Annotated in this window: 14 protein-coding genes; 9 read left to right on the forward strand and 5 right to left on the reverse strand. The window is 61.6% G+C overall.

The genetic code is table 11. The features are described 5' to 3' along the window. Positions 1 to 22 precede the first annotated feature (22 nt). Complete coding sequence (locus HBO23_RS13750) at positions 23 to 862, reverse strand: helix-turn-helix transcriptional regulator (protein WP_026013485.1); 840 nt, start codon at positions 860 to 862, stop codon at positions 23 to 25. A 195-nt stretch (positions 863 to 1,057) separates the two neighbouring features. Between HBO23_RS13750 and HBO23_RS13755 the strand changes: the two genes are divergently transcribed. The 5 genes from HBO23_RS13755 (at position 1,058) to HBO23_RS13775 (ending at position 5,848) form a co-directional block, all read left to right on the forward strand. Further along, a complete protein-coding gene (locus HBO23_RS13755) occupies positions 1,058 to 2,347 on the forward strand; it encodes an NAD(P)/FAD-dependent oxidoreductase (protein ID WP_170038497.1) in 1,290 nt (429 codons plus the stop codon). Between the two features lie 23 nt (positions 2,348 to 2,370). Beyond that, the gene (locus HBO23_RS13760) at positions 2,371 to 2,781 is read left to right on the forward strand and encodes a RidA family protein (protein WP_003207327.1); all 411 of its coding nucleotides are present in this window, start codon (positions 2,371 to 2,373) and stop codon (positions 2,779 to 2,781) included. Between the two features lie 10 nt (positions 2,782 to 2,791). After that, on the forward strand, positions 2,792 to 3,469 hold the full coding sequence (locus HBO23_RS13765) for a DUF1028 domain-containing protein (RefSeq protein WP_170038498.1): 678 nt from the start codon (positions 2,792 to 2,794) through the stop codon (positions 3,467 to 3,469). Beyond that, positions 3,466 to 4,611 carry an acetylornithine deacetylase gene (argE, locus tag HBO23_RS13770; RefSeq protein ID WP_170038499.1) on the forward strand — a complete coding sequence of 382 codons (1,146 nt, stop codon included), beginning with the start codon at positions 3,466 to 3,468 and terminating at the stop codon, positions 4,609 to 4,611. Before HBO23_RS13765 ends, argE begins: the two co-directional genes overlap by 4 nt. A 601-nt stretch (positions 4,612 to 5,212) precedes the next feature. Next, positions 5,213 to 5,848: a type III effector gene (locus HBO23_RS13775; protein ID WP_170038500.1), complete on the forward strand. Its 636-nt coding sequence runs from the start codon at positions 5,213 to 5,215 to the stop codon at positions 5,846 to 5,848. 28 nt (positions 5,849 to 5,876) lie between these two features. Here the strand turns inward: HBO23_RS13775 and HBO23_RS13780 are convergent, their stop codons facing one another. Continuing rightward, complete coding sequence (locus HBO23_RS13780) at positions 5,877 to 6,962, reverse strand: LacI family DNA-binding transcriptional regulator (protein ID WP_017134544.1); 1,086 nt, start codon at positions 6,960 to 6,962, stop codon at positions 5,877 to 5,879. Positions 6,963 to 7,266: 304 nt separating this feature from the next. Here HBO23_RS13780 and HBO23_RS13785 point away from each other — a divergent pair, with 304 nt between their 5' ends. From HBO23_RS13785 to HBO23_RS13795, 3 genes are read left to right on the forward strand one after another with little or no spacing between them, the layout of a single operon-like run. Continuing rightward, positions 7,267 to 8,592 (forward strand): MFS transporter, encoded by a 1,326-nt coding sequence (locus tag HBO23_RS13785; RefSeq protein WP_099548755.1) that lies wholly within the window; start codon positions 7,267 to 7,269, stop codon positions 8,590 to 8,592. 23 nt (positions 8,593 to 8,615) lie between these two features. Then, complete coding sequence (locus HBO23_RS13790) at positions 8,616 to 9,602, forward strand: dihydrodipicolinate synthase family protein (RefSeq protein ID WP_017134542.1); 987 nt, start codon at positions 8,616 to 8,618, stop codon at positions 9,600 to 9,602. Continuing rightward, a complete protein-coding gene (locus HBO23_RS13795; protein WP_017134541.1) occupies positions 9,592 to 10,527 on the forward strand; it encodes a PfkB family carbohydrate kinase in 936 nt (311 codons plus the stop codon). The genes HBO23_RS13790 and HBO23_RS13795 overlap by 11 nt, the downstream gene beginning before the upstream one ends. Positions 10,528 to 11,082: 555 nt before the next feature. On the opposite strand, the gene HBO23_RS13800 is transcribed toward HBO23_RS13795, so the two are convergent. Then, positions 11,083 to 11,994 (reverse strand): LysR substrate-binding domain-containing protein, encoded by a 912-nt coding sequence (locus tag HBO23_RS13800; protein ID WP_010171799.1) that lies wholly within the window; start codon positions 11,992 to 11,994, stop codon positions 11,083 to 11,085. Positions 11,995 to 12,244: 250 nt separating this feature from the next. Here HBO23_RS13800 and HBO23_RS13805 point away from each other — a divergent pair, with 250 nt between their 5' ends. Next, a complete protein-coding gene (locus tag HBO23_RS13805) occupies positions 12,245 to 13,660 on the forward strand; it encodes a cytosine permease (RefSeq protein WP_017139661.1) in 1,416 nt (471 codons plus the stop codon). 29 nt (positions 13,661 to 13,689) lie between these two features. On the opposite strand, the gene HBO23_RS13810 is transcribed toward HBO23_RS13805, so the two are convergent. Together HBO23_RS13810 and HBO23_RS13815 are read right to left on the reverse strand one after the other, a co-directional pair. After that, a complete protein-coding gene (locus tag HBO23_RS13810) occupies positions 13,690 to 15,222 on the reverse strand; it encodes a sensor domain-containing diguanylate cyclase (RefSeq protein ID WP_170038502.1) in 1,533 nt (510 codons plus the stop codon). A 180-nt stretch (positions 15,223 to 15,402) separates the two neighbouring features. Next, on the reverse strand, positions 15,403 to 16,296 hold the full coding sequence (locus HBO23_RS13815) for a LysR family transcriptional regulator (protein ID WP_017139663.1): 894 nt from the start codon (positions 16,294 to 16,296) through the stop codon (positions 15,403 to 15,405). Between the last annotated feature and the right edge of the window lie 73 nt (positions 16,297 to 16,369).

Genomic DNA, 16,369 nt, shown 5'->3' on the forward strand with positions numbered 1-16,369 from the left:
GACGCAAGGGCTGGCAAGCCACTCAGCGGTGCTTGCTCATGTAACTTTCAAGCGGGTCTTTGCTCAGCACGCCCTGGGCTTCGGCGAGCGAGTCGATAAACAAGGCAAACAGTTCCGACTGCGCGCCGATATCGAGCTTGGTGTAGATGTGTTTGCGATGGGACTTGATGGTGTCTTCCGCCACCTCAAGGCGCTCGGCCAGCGAGCGGGTGGAGTGCCCACGCAAAATGAGTTGGGCAATGCGGCATTCACGCTCGGTCAGGATCGACGAGCCGAAGTTGTTCAATGCCGCGTGAATACGTTGCTCCAGCAGGTTTTCGAAGCGTGCGCCGTGGGCATCCAGGCCGACAAAATGTTTGCCCAGCACGGCCAGTACCCAAGGGGTTATGCGCTTGAATTGCGCGATGGTGGCGGCGTCGAGCTTTTGCGTAAACGCCAGGGACACCGCCAGGCTGGAGCCTTTGCTCGACTGCAGGATGTAATTGAGCTCGTCTTCGAGCTGAGAGTGGCGGTAGAACGACTGGAAGTATTCGCTCAATTCGAAGTGGTCAGGCGCAACGTCGGCCAAGGCATAGCAGCCTGAACTGACGCCTTCCACACAGGCGTCGTAAAACGGGTCGAGCAAGTAAAAGCCCGACAGGTACTGGCGCACATTGCCTTGCGGCAACCACGGCCCATCCAGCTCGAACAGTGCACTGGGCATGCCGCCACGCGGGTAAAAATACAGCGTCGTGGCCTGTATCGGCTGCACACACCCGAGGGCATCGAACAAGGCGGCAGCGAACCCCGATTGCCCGATGTTATCGGTCACCAGGGCCATCTGTTCGAACCATTGCGCAGAAGAAAGCCGGTCGTTTTCCACGTCGAAGCCTCGCTCAAAGAACTGCAAGGATGGTCACACACCCGCTCCGTCCTCGAAATCACCCGATAGGGTGAGCTTGCATCCGATATTTATGCTCACTCCAAAGCTTAATAATATTTTATTAAAAAACGCCCTCCCCCTAGCCTTGAAGCCATGCCCAAGCTGAATCCAACTGCATTACGCAAGGACAGACACATGACTCAAGCCATAACAAAAACAGACACACTGGTAGTGGGAGCCGGCCAGGCCGGTGTGGCCATGAGCGAGCACCTGAGCAAGCAAGGCGTGCCGCACCTGGTGCTGGAGCGCAGCCGTATCGCCGAGCGCTGGCGCACCGGGCGCTGGGATTCGCTGGTCGCCAACGGCCCGGCCTGGCATGACCGCTTCCCCGGCCTGGAATTTGATGACGTCGCCGCCGATGGTTTTGCGCCAAAAGAGCGCGTGGCCGATTACTTCGAAGCCTATGCCCGCAAGTTCAATGCACCGATCCGCACCGGCGTGGACGTGACCTCTGTGGTGCGTAACGTGGGCCGCCCAGGCTTTACCGTGCACACCAGCGAAGGCGTGATCGAAGCCAACCGTGTGGTCGCCGCCACCGGGCCGTTCCAGAAGCCGGTGATCCCGGCCATCGCGCCTGAAGACAGCGCGCTGCACCAGATCCACTCCGCCGACTACCGCAACCCCGCACAACTGCCCGCCGGCGCCGCGCTGGTGGTGGGCGCCGGTTCATCCGGCGTGCAAATTGCCGATGAGCTGCAGCGTTCCGGGCGCCAGGTGTACCTGTCAGTTGGCGCCCACGACCGCCCGCCGCGTGCCTATCGCAACCGCGACTTCTGCTGGTGGCTGGGCGTGCTGGGTGAGTGGGACCAGGCCGCGATGAAACCCGGCCGCGAGCACGTGACCATTGCCGTGAGCGGCGCCCACGGCGGCAAGACCATCGATTTTCGTGAGCTCGCCCAGCAAGGCATGACCCTAGTCGGCCTCACCCAAGCCTTCGACGGCAACGTCGCGCGCTTCCAAGCCAACCTGGTTGAAAACCTGGCCCGTGGCGACGAAAACTACTTGGCTTTGCTGGATGCGGCGGACGCCTACATCGAGCGCAACGGCCTCGACCTGCCCGTGGAGCCCCAAGCGCGCCGCGTATTCCCGGATGCCGAGTGCATCAAAAACCCGATCCTGGAGCTGGACCTGGCCAAGGCCGGTATCACCTCGATCATCTGGGCCACCGGGTTTGCCGTGGATTACAGCTGGCTGAAAGTCGATGCGTTTGACGCCGCTGGCAAGCCACAGCATCAGCGCGGTGTGGCCAGCGAGTCGGGCATCTACTTCCTGGGCTTGCCATGGCAGTCGCGCCGGGGTTCGTCGTTTATCTGGGGCGTGTGGCATGACGCTAAATACGTGGCCGACCACATCGCCATCCAGCGCCAATACCTTGAATACCGCGAAGCCGCACCGGTTGCTCACCCGTCGCCGGTCCTTGCCTGATCACTTTTTTCGGAGTTTTTTTGATGCCTACTCACACTCGCATCCGCATGTTCAACACCAAGGAAACCTACCCTAACCAGAGCCTCGACAACGACCTGTGCCAGGCCGTGCGTGCCGGCAACACCGTGTATGTGCGCGGCCAGGTCGGCACCGATTTTGATGGCAACCTGATTGGCCTTGGCGACCCGCGCGCCCAGGCCGAGCAAGCGATGAAAAACGTCAAGCAACTGCTCGAAGAGGCCGGCTCCGACCTGAGCCATATCGTCAAGACCACCACCTACCTGATCGACCCGCGCTACCGTGAGCCGGTGTACCAGGAAGTCGGCAAGTGGCTCAAGGGCGTGTTCCCAATCTCCACCGGGCTGGTGGTGTCGGCCCTGGGCCAGCCACAGTGGCTGATGGAAATTGACGTGATCGCCGTGATCCCCGAATAAGGAGCTGCCCATGACCTTTTCAATCGTCGCCCGTTGCGCGGACACCGGCCAACTGGGCATCGCCATCAGCTCCTCGAGCATCGCCGTGGGCGCCCGCTGCCCATGGCTGCGGCCCGGCGTGGGCGCAGTGTCGACCCAGAACATCACGTTACCGGCCCTCGGCCCGGACGTGCTCGACCTGCTGGAACAAGGCCTCGATCCTGCGGCCGCCGTCGACAAAGCCCTGACGAGCAACGGCTACAGCCAATACCGACAACTGACGGCGGTTGATCACCTGGGCCGCAGTGTGCATTTCAGTGGCAGCGAAACCCTCGGCACCCACAATGCCGTGTCGGGCGAACAGTGTGTGGCGGCGGGCAATATGCTCGCCGACCGCGCAGTAATCGAAGCGATGGTGCATGCCTTCGAACACGGCGAAGGCCAGCTCGCCGATCGACTGCTGGCGGCGATGCACGCCGCCATCAACGCCGGTGGCGAAGCCGGGCCGGTGCATTCCGCCGCGCTGGTGGTGGTGGGCGAACTGACCTGGCCGATCATCAACCTGCGCGTGGACTGGGCCGATGAACAGCCCATCGCCGAACTGCAAAAGCTCTGGGATGCCTACCGCCCGCAAGTGCAGGACTACATCGACCGCGCCCTCGCCCCCGACCGCTCGCCGGGCTACGGCGTGGCCGGAGACGAGCGATGAGCCGCAGCCGCGAACTGCTGCAGACACTGGTGGGCTTTGATACCACCAGCCGCGAGTCCAACCTGCTGCTGATCGAATTTGTGCGCGATTACCTGACGGGTTACGGCGTGGCCAGCGAACTGGTCTACAACGAGGAACGCAGCAAAGCCAACCTGTTCGCCAGCATTGGCCCGGTGCAATTGCCGGGCATTGTGCTGTCGGGGCATACCGATGTGGTGCCGGTGGACGGCCAACCGTGGACTGTGCCGCCGTTTGCGCTGACCGAGCGCGACGGCAAGCTGTTTGGCCGCGGCACGGCGGATATGAAGGGTTATATCGCCTGTGTGCTGGCGTTGGTGCCAGCGTTGGTGAAAGCCAACTTGCGTATCCCGGTGCATATCGCCCTGTCTTACGACGAAGAAGTCGGCTGCCTGGGCGTGCGCTCGTTGCTCGCAGTGCTGGAGCAGCGGCCGGTGAAACCGATGCTGTGCATTATCGGTGAGCCGACCGAACTGAAACCGGTGCTCGGCCACAAGGGCAAACTGGCGATGCGTTGTGATGTGCATGGCGAGGCGTGCCATTCGGCGTATGCGCCGTATGGGGTGAATGCGATTGAGCATGCCGCCGAGTTGATTGGCGAACTGGGGCGCATTGGCCTGCGGCTGCGCGAGCAACAGGACCCGCGGTTTGACCCGCCGTTCAGCACGGTGCAGACCGGCGTGATTACGGGCGGCAAGGCCTTGAATATCGTGCCTGCCGACTGCCGCTTTGATTTTGAAGTGCGCGCATTGCCGTCGATGGACCCGGGTGAAGTGGCTGAGGAGCTGCAAGCCTATGCCATGCAGCAGGTGTTGCCGCGTATGCAGGCCGTGAGTAAACAGAGCGCGATTCGGTTTACTGAGCTTTCGGCATATCCGGGATTAGTCACCGACGAGCGCAGCCAGGCAGCGGAGTTGATCGCAGCGTTCAGTGGCTCGCGGGACTTCGGCACCGTGGCGTTTGGCACCGAAGGTGGGTTGTTTGATGCGGTGGGCATACCCACGGTGGTGTGCGGGCCGGGGAGCATGGACCAGGGGCATAAGCCGGATGAGTTTGTGAGCCTCGAACAGTTGGCTGGGTGTGATGCCATGCTGGCGCGCATGCTCGACTCAATCCGCGCCTAAGCCACCTCCCTACCAAACACCACAGTTCAACTGTGGGAGCCGGGCTTGCCCGCGATGGCGGTGTATCAGATGGCACATTTGCAGCTGGCCCACCGCTATCGCAGGCAAGCCAGCTCCCACATTTTTTGCCCTGTGTTCCAGTCCAGGCACCGCACAACCTGTGGGAGCCGGGCTTGCCCGCGATGGCGGTGTATCAGGTAGCACATTTGCAGCTGGCCCACCGCCTTCGTGAGCAATCCCGCACATATTTGGATTTCGATACATCAGGTGGATGCTGTGTTGCTGTGCTTTTGCTTCTACCACTCAGGTCGGCTACTCGGCCGCCGTGCTTTTGCTTTTGATCTGAGACACCCCGTCACCCACCAGCCCCCGCCTACGTTTAAACCTGGAACTCGCTGCGTGTACGCAACCACACAGGTGCAGGCTTTTTCGTGCGTGTACGAAAAGTCCAGACATTGAGTAGCCCACTGACTGCGTCATCTTTTCAACAAAGGTAACCCACATGCGAGTAGAAACCTCTCCTCCTCCCTATATCAGTTTGGGCGTCAGAGATGCGCTATTGAATGGGCGATCCCCCTTTGATACCGGCGGATTGGAGAACATGAGCAACGCCGATGTCGCACGTCACGCCAACGTGCGCTTTAGCCCGAATTATGGCGCGCCGACATTTGAGGTTGCTCAGCAGTCCACTGGTGAGGTCTTGGGTGGCTGGAGCTGCGAAAATAAAGCACTGAAGCTCAAGAAGTTTCCATTTATCAAATTCACGCGCACACCCGCCAAAGAAGAAGGGAAATCGGTGGGCGACAAGTTCCACATCAGCGTGACACAAAAGGATGTGCCCAAAGCCTTTGAAGTCATCAGCACGCTCATTCACTCAGAGGACAGCCCGATCAATAGCTGGAAAACCACTGATGTAAGCCGTGTTGATCCAAGGGACACCCGAATTTCGCAGGGCGCTCAGTTCACGCTCTACCCCAAGCCAGACCGCACGGATGGCACCTATAGCCCCGAGCACATGGGAAAAACCCGGGCCTTGGTAAAAGCCCTCGAACAGGCGCTGCAAGAGGCCGGCGTCGGTAAAAGCGAGCACAAACCCGCCTCCGATGTCTCGGCGCCGCAGTGGGGATACGTGTCTTATCGCAATGAAGTACGCAGCGACCGGCAGGGCTCCGAAAGCCAAAGCGCCGCATTGAAACAAGAGCCGTTTTTCAAGCTCATCGCCGGGATCACCACCTGAATACACAGAGCAGGCGTGAACGATCTAGCTACTGTGGGGGCCGGCTTGGCGCCGGGCCTGTCGACTCGCGCTCGACGAGCTGCACCTCCAGCATCGGCGGCGCCTCACAGGCAAGTCCCGCCAGACGGTCGATCAGGTACTGCGCCGCCATTTCACCTATCAGCCGGTCAGGCACCTGAACGGTGGTCAGGCCGGGCTGGCTGTGGGCCGCGATCTCGATGTCGTCGAAGCCGCAAATCGACAATTGGCCGGGCACTGCGATACCCAGTGCCTGAGCCTCCAGCAACGCGCCGATGGCAAGCATGTCATTACCGCAAATGATGGCGGTGGGGGCCGGTTGCTGGCTCATGATGTGCCTGAGGCTGGCACGGGCAAACGCGACGCGTCCCTCGTTCAGGCGCTGGTCGCGGATAGCCTGATGCTGAGGCCGCAGCGCAAGCCCTTGTTCGGCCAGGGTGGCGTGCACGGCTTGCAGCCGCGCCTGGATCCGGCCGTTGTCGGTGACCGACTGGAAAATAATGCCCAAGCGCTGATGCCCAAGCGCCAGCAGGTGTCGGGTAATCATGGCGTAGGCCTGCCCGTGGTCGAAACCCGCGCAGGGGTGCCGCGCACCGGCACGCTTGCCGAAGGTGACCACATACGGCGTGCCCTTGGCATTCAACTGATCAAATAACGCATCGGGGTAATCATCCCCCAGCAGCGCCAACGCATCGACGCCGCGCGCCAGCATACCTCGAGCCTGACGATAACCCTCGCCAGGATCATAGGCCGAGCAGGCGACAAACACTGCCAGCCCCTGAGCCCCCAAACGGTTCTGGAAAGCCTGTAACTGCTGGTGAAACTTTTCGTGCTCTAGGGTCGGCACGATCACGCCGATGGTATACGAGCGCCTGGAAACCAGCGACCGCGCCGCCGCGTTGGGCACCCAGTCCAATTGGTCAATGGCCGCGCGGACCTTGGCCCGGGTCTTCTCACTGACACGTTGCGGCTCATTCAAATAGCGCGAAACCGTTGCGGTCGACACATTAGCAATCCGGGCAACGTCGGCGAGTACCGGCTCCTGGGTAACCAGCGCTTGGGGCGTGTCGGGGGGCGTGGTGGTGGCAGCGGGCATAGGCGGCTTCATGTCAAAAGTTAAGCGTCAGGCACAAACTAAGCGGGCGCCCAGACACAGTCAATGAACCGTTGACAGCGCGCAAACTGAAAACCTAGGATGTAAGCGCTAGACAAAAATAATAAACGGCAAAATAAGAAGGTTATATTGGGCAACAATCAGTAAAACTTTAAAAGCCCTAAGCGCTTTTTTGTCTTGATGATAAACGGTTACATAACGCCACGTACGGCCAGGCCAACCTTTATGCCGAGCCAACGCGCCAGTTAAGGCACGCTGTCAAAAACAATAAAAAGAGACCTCCACCATGAGCCAGACACCTGCACACCCGGTTGCGCCACCGCGTATTCGACGCCAGCAAACCCTCGCCCTCAGCCTGTTGGTGCTCAGCGGCATCATCAACTACCTGGACCGGGGCACCCTGGCCGTCGCCAATGAATTCGTGCGCGCCGACCTTGGCCTGTCGATGGGCGAAATGGGTATCCTGCTCTCGGCGTTCTCCTGGAGCTACGCGCTGTGCCAACTGCCCGTCGGAGCCCTGGTCGACCGCATCGGGCCGCGCTGGTTGCTGGGCGGCGGCCTGGTGCTTTGGTCCCTGGCCCAAGCGGCGGGCGGCCTGATGTCGAGCTTTGGCTGGTTCTTGCTCGCCCGTGTGCTGCTGGGTATCGGTGAGTCGCCGCAATTTCCGTCTGCGGCGCGGGTGGTGAGCAACTGGTTCCCCGTGCGCTCGCGCGGCACGCCCACCGGCATCTTCAATTCGGCCTCTCCACTGGGTATTGCCCTGGCCCCGTTGTGCCTCTCGGCGCTGATCGCGGCACTCGACTGGCGCTGGGCGTTTTACATTACCGGTGCCGCCGGCCTGCTGGTCGCGGTGGTCTGGCTGGCAGTCTATCGCGACCCGGTCAAGAACACGCTCACAGAGGAGGAACGTCGCTACCTGTACAGCGACGAGCCCGACCTCATCAGCCCCAAGGTCACGTTCGCGGACTGGCGCGCGCTGTTCTGCCATGCGACGACCTGGGGCATGATGCTTGGCTTCATGGGCTCGGTGTATTTGAATTGGGTCTACCTGACCTGGCTGCCCGGTTACCTGCGCAGCGCCCGGAACATGAGCCTGGAAATGAGCGGCGTGGCCGCCGCCCTGCCGTTCCTCTGCGGTTTTATCGGCGCGCTGGTGGCCGGCTGGGTGTCCGACCGGATCACCCGCCGCAGTGAAACAGCGGTGCTGGGACGGCGCAACGCCATGGTCGCCGCCATGCTGGGCATGGTGATATTCACCATCCCGGCAGCGCTGGTCGAGAGCAACGTGATCGCCGTGGCCTGCATTTGCGTGGTGATCTTCCTCGCCAATGCCTCCTCGGCCTGCGCCTGGTCACTGGCCACTGCGGTGGCGCCGGCCAATCGCGTGGCCTCGCTGGGTTCGATCCAGAACTTCGGCGGTTTCCTGGGCGGTGCACTGGCGCCCATCATCACCGGCTTTATCGCCCAGACGTGGTCGTTCGTACCCGCACTGCTCACCGGTGCCGCCATAGCCCTGGTCGGCGCGCTGTCGTACCTGTTGCTGGTACGCAAACCCATTCCGGACATTCGGCCATCACCTTCGGCCCAAGCCGCAATAACAGCTCACCCATGAGCACTCGCACAGAGGACACTGCTATGCCACGCCCTGCCCAACCCATCATCGAAGGCATTGTCCCGGTGATGCTCACCCCCTTTAACGACGCCGGCAAAATCGACTTCCCCAGCGTTGAACGCTTGATCGAGTGGTACCTGGCACATGGCTGCGACGCCCTGTTCGCAGTGGCCCAGTCCAGTGAGATGCAATGGCTCAGCCTTGAGGAGCGCACGCAGCTGGCCCGGCATGTCGTAGAGTACGTGGCAGAGCGAGTGCCGGTGGTGGTGTCGGGCCATATCAGCGACGACCTCGACACCCAGGTGCATGAGCTCAATGCAATGGCCGGCAGCGGCGCCGATGCGGTGGTGCTGGTCACCAACCACCTTGACCCGCAACGCGAGGGCAGTCACGTGCTCCTCGCTAACCTGCATGCCCTGCTGGACCGCCTGCCCACCGACTTGCCACTGGGCCTCTACGAGTGCCCGGCGCCTTATCGGCGCTTGCTCAGCGATGAGGAGCTGCAAGCCTGCATCGACAGCCAGCGCTTCATCATGCTCAAGGACGTGAGCTGCGACCTGCAGGTGGTCAAGCGCCGCGTGGCCCTGGCGCAAGGCTCGTCGTTGCGCATTCTCAACGCCAATGCGGCGATCGCCTGGGACGCCATGCAAGCCGGCGCAGCAGGTTTCAACGGCGTGTTTACCAACTTCCATCCCGACCTGTACCGATGGCTGCGCCTGCAGGGCACGCACCACCCGCAATTGGCTGAAGAGCTGGCAACGTTCTTGGTGCTGGCGGCCACCACGGAAGGCATGGGCTACCCGGCACTGGCCAAAATCTACCATCAGCGGCTGGGCACCTTTGATTCAATCCGTTGCCGGGTGATCGACTACGACGTGCGTGAGCGTTTCTGGGCCCTGGATGCGGTGCTGGATAAAATCGTTGCGGGCACCGAACACTTTCGCGCCAGGATTCAAGCGCTTGACGCCCCGCAAGGCACGCCCGCAGGAGAACGGCTGCATGTCGGCTAACCCTGTGATTTGTGTCGGCTGCGCGCTGTGGGACACCATTTTCAGTGTCGATCACATCCCGCCACTCAGTGCCAAGGTCCTGCCCCGCCTGGCGGTCCAGGCCGCTTCAGGCATGGCCACCGCTGCGGCGATCAGCATCGCGCGCCTGGGTGGCCCGGTCGCCCTCTGGGCGCGTGTCGGCGACGACGCCACCGGCAAAATGCTCATCGACAACCTGAAGCGCTCCGGGGTTTCCACCGCCGGTATCCAACCAGTCCCAGGAGGGCACACTCCGTTCTCAACCATCCTGGTCGACCGCGATGGCGAGCGACTCGTGGTGCCCTACATCGACCCCGCCCTGGACGCAGCCCCCGACTGGCTGCCCCTCCACGACATCGCGGGCGCTGCGGCGGTGATGGCCGACGTGCGCTGGGTAGAAGGCGCAAAGGCGGCGCTCACCGAGGCCAGGCGCGTGGGCGTACCCACGATTCTTGACGCCGATGTCGCCGCCGTGGAAGACCTCAACACACTGATCCCCTTGGCAGACCACCTGCTGTTTTCCGAACCGGCTCTGCGCTCACTTGTCGATAACGCCACGCCCGAAGAAGCACTACTGACGTTGGCAGCCCGCAGCCAAGCCAACGTCATCGGCGTCACCCTTGGCGAGCACGGCGCGCTGATCTGGCAGCGCGGCACATTGACTGTGCAACACGTTGCGAGCCCGCGTATTCGAGCCATCGACACCCTCAACGCCGGGGATATCTGGCACGGCACCTATGCGTATGGCCTGGCGCACGGCTGGACACTCGACAAGCGTGTGCACGCAGCCAACATTGCCGCCGCCATGAAGTGCGAAGTGTTTGGCGGGCATCTGGGCGCCCCTCGCATGGAGCAACTGCTGGCGCGCCTGAGCGTCGAACGCCAAGCGCTTCTTTCAGGCCGTTGAAAAGACGCGCAACACGGCCTGGCGGTGTAAGGCCGTGAGGGGCGGCCTCCCCCTGTGGGAGCTGGCTTGCCCGCGATGGCGGTGTATCAGGTAGCACATTTGCAGCTGACCCACCGCTATCGCAGGCAAGCCAGCTCCCACATTTTTTGCCCTGTGTTCCAGTCCAGGCACCGCACAACCTGTGGGAGCCGGGCTTGCCCGCGATGGCGGTGTATCAGGTGGCACATTTGCAGCTGGCCCACCGCTATCGCAGGCAAGCCAGCTCCCACATTTTTTGCCCTGTGTTCCAGTCCAGGCACCGCACAACCTGTGGGAGCCAGGCTTGCCCGCGATGGCGGTGTATCAGGTGGCACATTTGCAGCTGGCCCACCGCTATCGCAGGCAAGCCAGCTCCCACATTTTTTGCCCTGTGTTCCAGTCCAGGCACCGCACAACCTGTGGGAGCCGGGCTTGCCCGCGATGGCGGTGTATCAGGTGGCACATTTGCGGCTGGCCCACCGCTATCGCAGGCAAGCCAGCTCCCACAGGTGATTTTCAGTGTTTATCAGAAGGTATTCAGCCAAGGAGTCTTGCGAGTTCTTCGCGGCAGTAATCCACAAACAGCTGCACCGGTTTGGTCAACGGTGCCCGTCGCAACCAGACGGCGGATAATCCTGAACCGGTGACCGTTTCCGCCAACGGCACACACACCACTTTCTGCCCGTCGTAGGTGTACTCGGTAAACGGCTTGGTCACCAGAATCGAAAAGCCAAACCCGCGCCCTACCATGCCGCGCACCATCTCGATGGACGGCGAGCTGAACACGATATTCGGCGTTAACCCGCGTTCTTCAAAGATGCTCACGAAGTAGGTCCGGCTCGGCAGCACATCGAGCAAAATCATCGGCTCCAGCACCAGGTCCGCCAGCGATACCTTGGCTTGTTGTGCAAAGCGGTGATCGGCCGGCAACAACGCATAGGGCTGCTGCGGCGGCATCAATGGCGTGGTTTCGATGGTGCCGCCCAGGTCGTGCTCAAACAGCATCGCCACATCGATACTGCCGGCAGTCAGCGCCTGCACCAGCTCTTGCTGCTCGCCGTCGCGAATGCGGATTTCCACCCCAGGCCACAGCGCCTTGAACCCCGCGATCAAGCGCGGCAAATACAACGGTGCCACCGTCTCAAAGCAGCCGATATCGATCTGCCCCGCCACCACATCATTGTCGGCCAGGGCGTTTTGCTCGAACTCATGGGCTACCCGTAGCAACTCCAGCGCCTTGCGATAAAAGCGCGCGCCGCTGGGGGTGAGTGAAACGCCCTGGGCGTGATGACGGATAAACAGCTGCACACCAAAGCTGTCCTCCAGCTGCTTGATCGCGGTCGACACCGAGGGCTGGGCGATATACAGCTTGCGCGATGCCTCGGCAACGCTGCCGCACTCGGCCGTGGTGACAAAATATCTGAGCTGGCGCAGGTTATAGGCAGCCATCGGGACCTCCAGAAACGTGGGACTTCGCCCCAAACAAGTGCGTAAAAATCGGCTTTTTCACACTGATTCAAGACCATGCAACATACCGGAGCAAAAATTCCGGTGAGCTATATTTTTTAAGGTCTATAGCAACAAACTTACTAATTTACCTCCCTGCGCCCATTGCAGATGATCACTCCAACAACAAAGCGCCGCCCACGCTGCGCACAGCGAAGTACGTCAACGTACTCACCTTGCCTTGGAGTTCGTCATGGTCACCACTGCAACATCCTCCGCCCCGCTTATCGAAAAACACACGATCGGATACGTGCCCCCCGAAGACCGCCATGGAAAGGTAAGAGACCTGTTCACCCTGTGGTTCGGCGGCAACATCGCGCCGTTGCCGATCGTGACCGGCGCGCTGGGCGTGCAATTATTCCACTTGAACCTGGTGTGGGGCATCGTCGCCATCCTGGTTGGCCACCTGGTCGGCGGCGTGCTGATGGCGCTGCACTCGGCCCAAGGCCCGCAAATGGGCATCCCGCAAATGATCCAGAGCCGCGCGCAGTTCGGCTCCTTGGGTGCCCTGCTGGTGGTGGTGATCGCCGGCGTCATGTACATCGGCTTTTTCGCCTCCAACATCGTGCTGGCGGGTAAATCCCTGCACGGCGTGGTCGACAGCGTGCCCGTGCCCGTCGGCATCGTGATCGGCGCCATTGGTTCCGGCATCATCGGCATCATCGGTTACCGCTTTATCCACGTGCTCAACCGCATCGGCACCTGGGTGCTCGGCGCCGGCATCGTGCTGGGTTTTGGCTACATCTTCACCCATGTGCAGACCACCGACTTCCTGACCCGTGGCAGCTTCAACATCTCCGGCTGGCTGGCCACCGTATCCCTGGCGGCGTTGTGGCAGATTGCTTTTGCGCCCTACGTGTCCGACTACTCGCGCTACCTGCCGGCCGACGTACCGGTGGCATCGACCTTCTGGACCACCTACCTGGGCTCCGCCCTCGGCTCCAGCCTGGCCTTTATCTTCGGCGCCGTCGCCGTGCTTGCCACCCCGGTGGGCATGGACACCATGGACGCAGTAAAACTCGCCACCGGCGCCATCGGCCCGTTGATGCTGGTGCTGTTCTTGCTCAGCGTGATCAGCCACAACGCCCTCAATTTGTATGGTGCGGTATTGTCGATCATTACCCTGATCCAGACCTTCGCCTACCGCTGGATCCCCACCGCCAAAAGCCGCGCAGTGATCTCCACCCTGGTGCTGGCCGCGTGCGCCATTGCTGCCGTGTTCGCCTCCAAAGACTTCATCGGCCACTTCGTCGACATGGTGCTGGTGCTGCTGGTGGTGCTGGTGCCGTGGACGGCGATCAACCTGATCGACTTCTACGCGATTCACAAAGGCAAGTACGACATTGCCTCGATCTTTCGCGTGGATGGCGGGATTTATGGCAAGTACAACCCACAGGCGCTGCTGGCCTATGCGATCGGGATTGCAGTGCAGATTCCGTTTATGAACACGCCGCTGTATGTAGGGCCGATTTCCGAGCACATCAATGGCGCGGATTTGTCCTGGGTGGTGGGGCTGGTGGTGACGTCACCGCTGTACTTCTGGTTGGCCAGTCGTGACAGTGCTTATAAGCGCCGGATGGACGGCGGGAAATTGGTGAGCGGGGTTTAAGCAAACCGACTGAAGCGGGCTGGCCCCGTTCAACTGGGGTTCAATGGTGAACCCCAGTCACCAGCCCCCGTCACACACTGGTTACGACCCGCCGCCTTGGCGCTGTACAACGCCTGATCCGCCACCTCCACCAACCCTTGCAAGTCCTCCAACTGAACCCCGGTGGCCGTCGCAATGCCGATGCTTGCCGTCAGCCGCCCGAACGGGCTGGTGCTGTGCACGATGTTCTCTTGCTTCAACAGGTCGAGAATAAGCTGGGCCACCACGGCGGCGCCGTCAGCGTCGGTGTCCGGCATGATGATGCCCATCTCCTCGCCGCCATACCGCGCCACCAGGTCTAACGGCCGCCTTACGCACGCCTCGAAGATTCTGCCCACCGTCTGCAGGCATGCGTCCCCTGCCACATGCCCGTAAGCGTCGTTAAAGCGCTTGAAATAGTCGATATCGATCATCAGCAATGCCAGCGTCGTGCCCTCACGCTTGGCGCGCAGCGCCTCCCTGGCGAGGCTCTCATCAAAGCAGCGCCGGTTTGCCAAACCCGTCAGCGCATCCTTCATCGCCAGCAACTCAAGCTGCCCGTTGGAGGTGAGCAACTGCCGCTGGGTTTCACGCAACTGATCTTCAGCCTCGGTGCGCCGACGGATATCCAGGATCAAAAACCAGCCGATAAGACCGGTAAGCCCCAGCAGCCCCGCCACTACCACCGCCGACAAGAGCGCCTCGGTGCGCCACGCGGCGAGGGCTTCGTGCTTGCCGATTGCCACCGTGGTGATCAGCGGCAGCCGGTCGCTCTGGCGAAAGGCGTAGAGCCGCTCCACGCCGTCCAGGCTGGAGGTAAATGAGGCGGTGCCGACTGACTGATCAACCAGGTACTTCACATAGATGGGCGACTTGGAAAAGTTGCGCCCCATGTCCTGCTCGCGAAACGGATAGCGAGCCAGCAACGTACCGTCTGTATGGGACAAGCCAATCGCGCCGTCCTGCCCGACATCGATCTTGCCAAACAAGCGCAGGAAGTTTTCGATGCCTAAGGTCACCGCCACAACACCGGCAAAATCACCCTGCGAATCATTGAAACGCCGGCTGATGGTCATCACCCATTCCTGATTCGACCGGCTGACAATCGGCGGGCCGATAAAGATCTCGTGGGAAGGATCGTCACGGTGATGAATGAAATAGGCACGGTCTGTGCTGTTGGCGCCCGCAGGAATCGGCCGGTTGGAGGACATCAACCAGTGCCCCTGTTTATCGTAGATCGTGACACCACTGAGCTGAGGCATCAGCGGCTGCTGGCGGTTGATCAATGTACTCAGCCGCTGAATCTGCACCGGGCCGCTGCCTTCGGTTTCCAGACGCTCGACCAGCCCGAGCAACAGCAGCGCACTTTGGCGCACGATGCCTTCGGAATAAGTCGACAGCGCCTGGGTAAGGTTCAGGCCATGGACGTCCACCTCCTGCAGGGCGCGATCTCGAGAGGCAAACACCTTCCAGACCGTCAATGACCCCAGGGAGCAACCGATAACGGCCAGCAAAAGCACAACCAGGTGGGTATCACGCTTCACATTGCTACCTTTGGAACCTACGGTTTTCCGTAACAGCGGACAGTGGACCTGGGCACCGGCGGCAGCCATTCGCCCTTATTCGCGGGCAAGGATACAAGCAGTTACAAGCCTTCGCAGCAACAGATTATGTGGACGAGAATGGTTCATATTGCCGCGCCTCACGGTGCCCGCAGCCGGCGCTTACAGCTGATGATGCTCGAGCAAAAAGTCCACAAACAAGCGCACCCGCGCCGGCATCGCCGCGCCGCCGACGAACACCGCGTGAATCGGCTCAACGTCGCCGGGGTTCCAGGCTTGCAGCAGCGGTATCAACTCGCCGCGCCGCAGGTCTTCGCTGACGGTGAACTCACCGATACGCGCAATACCGGCGCCCACACGCGCAAGCTGTGCCAGCGCCTCACCACTGCTGCATTCGATGTTGCCGCTCACCTTCAAGGAATACGCTTGGCCGTCGCGCATAAACGGCCAGTTGGGTTCGGCACGCCGGAAGTTGAAGCGCAGGCAATTGTGCCGCAGCAGGTCTTCGGGTTGCTGCGGGGTGCCGTGGCGCTGCAGGTACTCGGGCGAGGCCACCACCACCTGGCCGGTTTCGCCGAGCCTGCGCGCGGTCAGCGGGCTGTCGGGCAGATGGCCAAAGCGTATCGCCACATCGGCCTGGCCGCCAAGAATGTCGACCACCTCGTCGCCCAGGGTCAGGTCGACCACGATGTTCGGGTAGCGCGCACTGAAGGCGGCCACCAAGGGCACGATCGTCATGCGCCCATGGCCCAGGGCGGCGCTGACCCGCAGCCGGCCCCTCGGCACGCCCTGGTCGGCAATCGCCTCTTCCACCTCGTCCATGTCGGCCAGGATACGCCGCGCCCCGCGCAGGAACGCCTCGCCCTCGGCGGTAAAGGTAATCGCACGGGTGGTGCGTAACAGCAGCCGAGTGCCAAGGCGTTGTTCGGCACGCGCGATGATCCGGCTGACCGCCGACGGCGTAAGCCCCAACGCACGCGCCGCCGCCGACAGGCTGCCCTCCTGCGCCACGCTGGCGAATACCAACATCTCACCTGACCTGCCGTTGAAGTCCATTTGTGCCCCTTACGCAAAGGTGATTGGCAAAAACGCCATCTACCGCCTTCAATCGCTGGATCGTAGCATTGGC

Origin of the sequence: Pseudomonas sp. WS 5532, from assembly GCF_012985445.1 — a bacterium.
Taxonomy (GTDB): domain Bacteria; phylum Pseudomonadota; class Gammaproteobacteria; order Pseudomonadales; family Pseudomonadaceae; genus Aquipseudomonas; species Aquipseudomonas edaphica.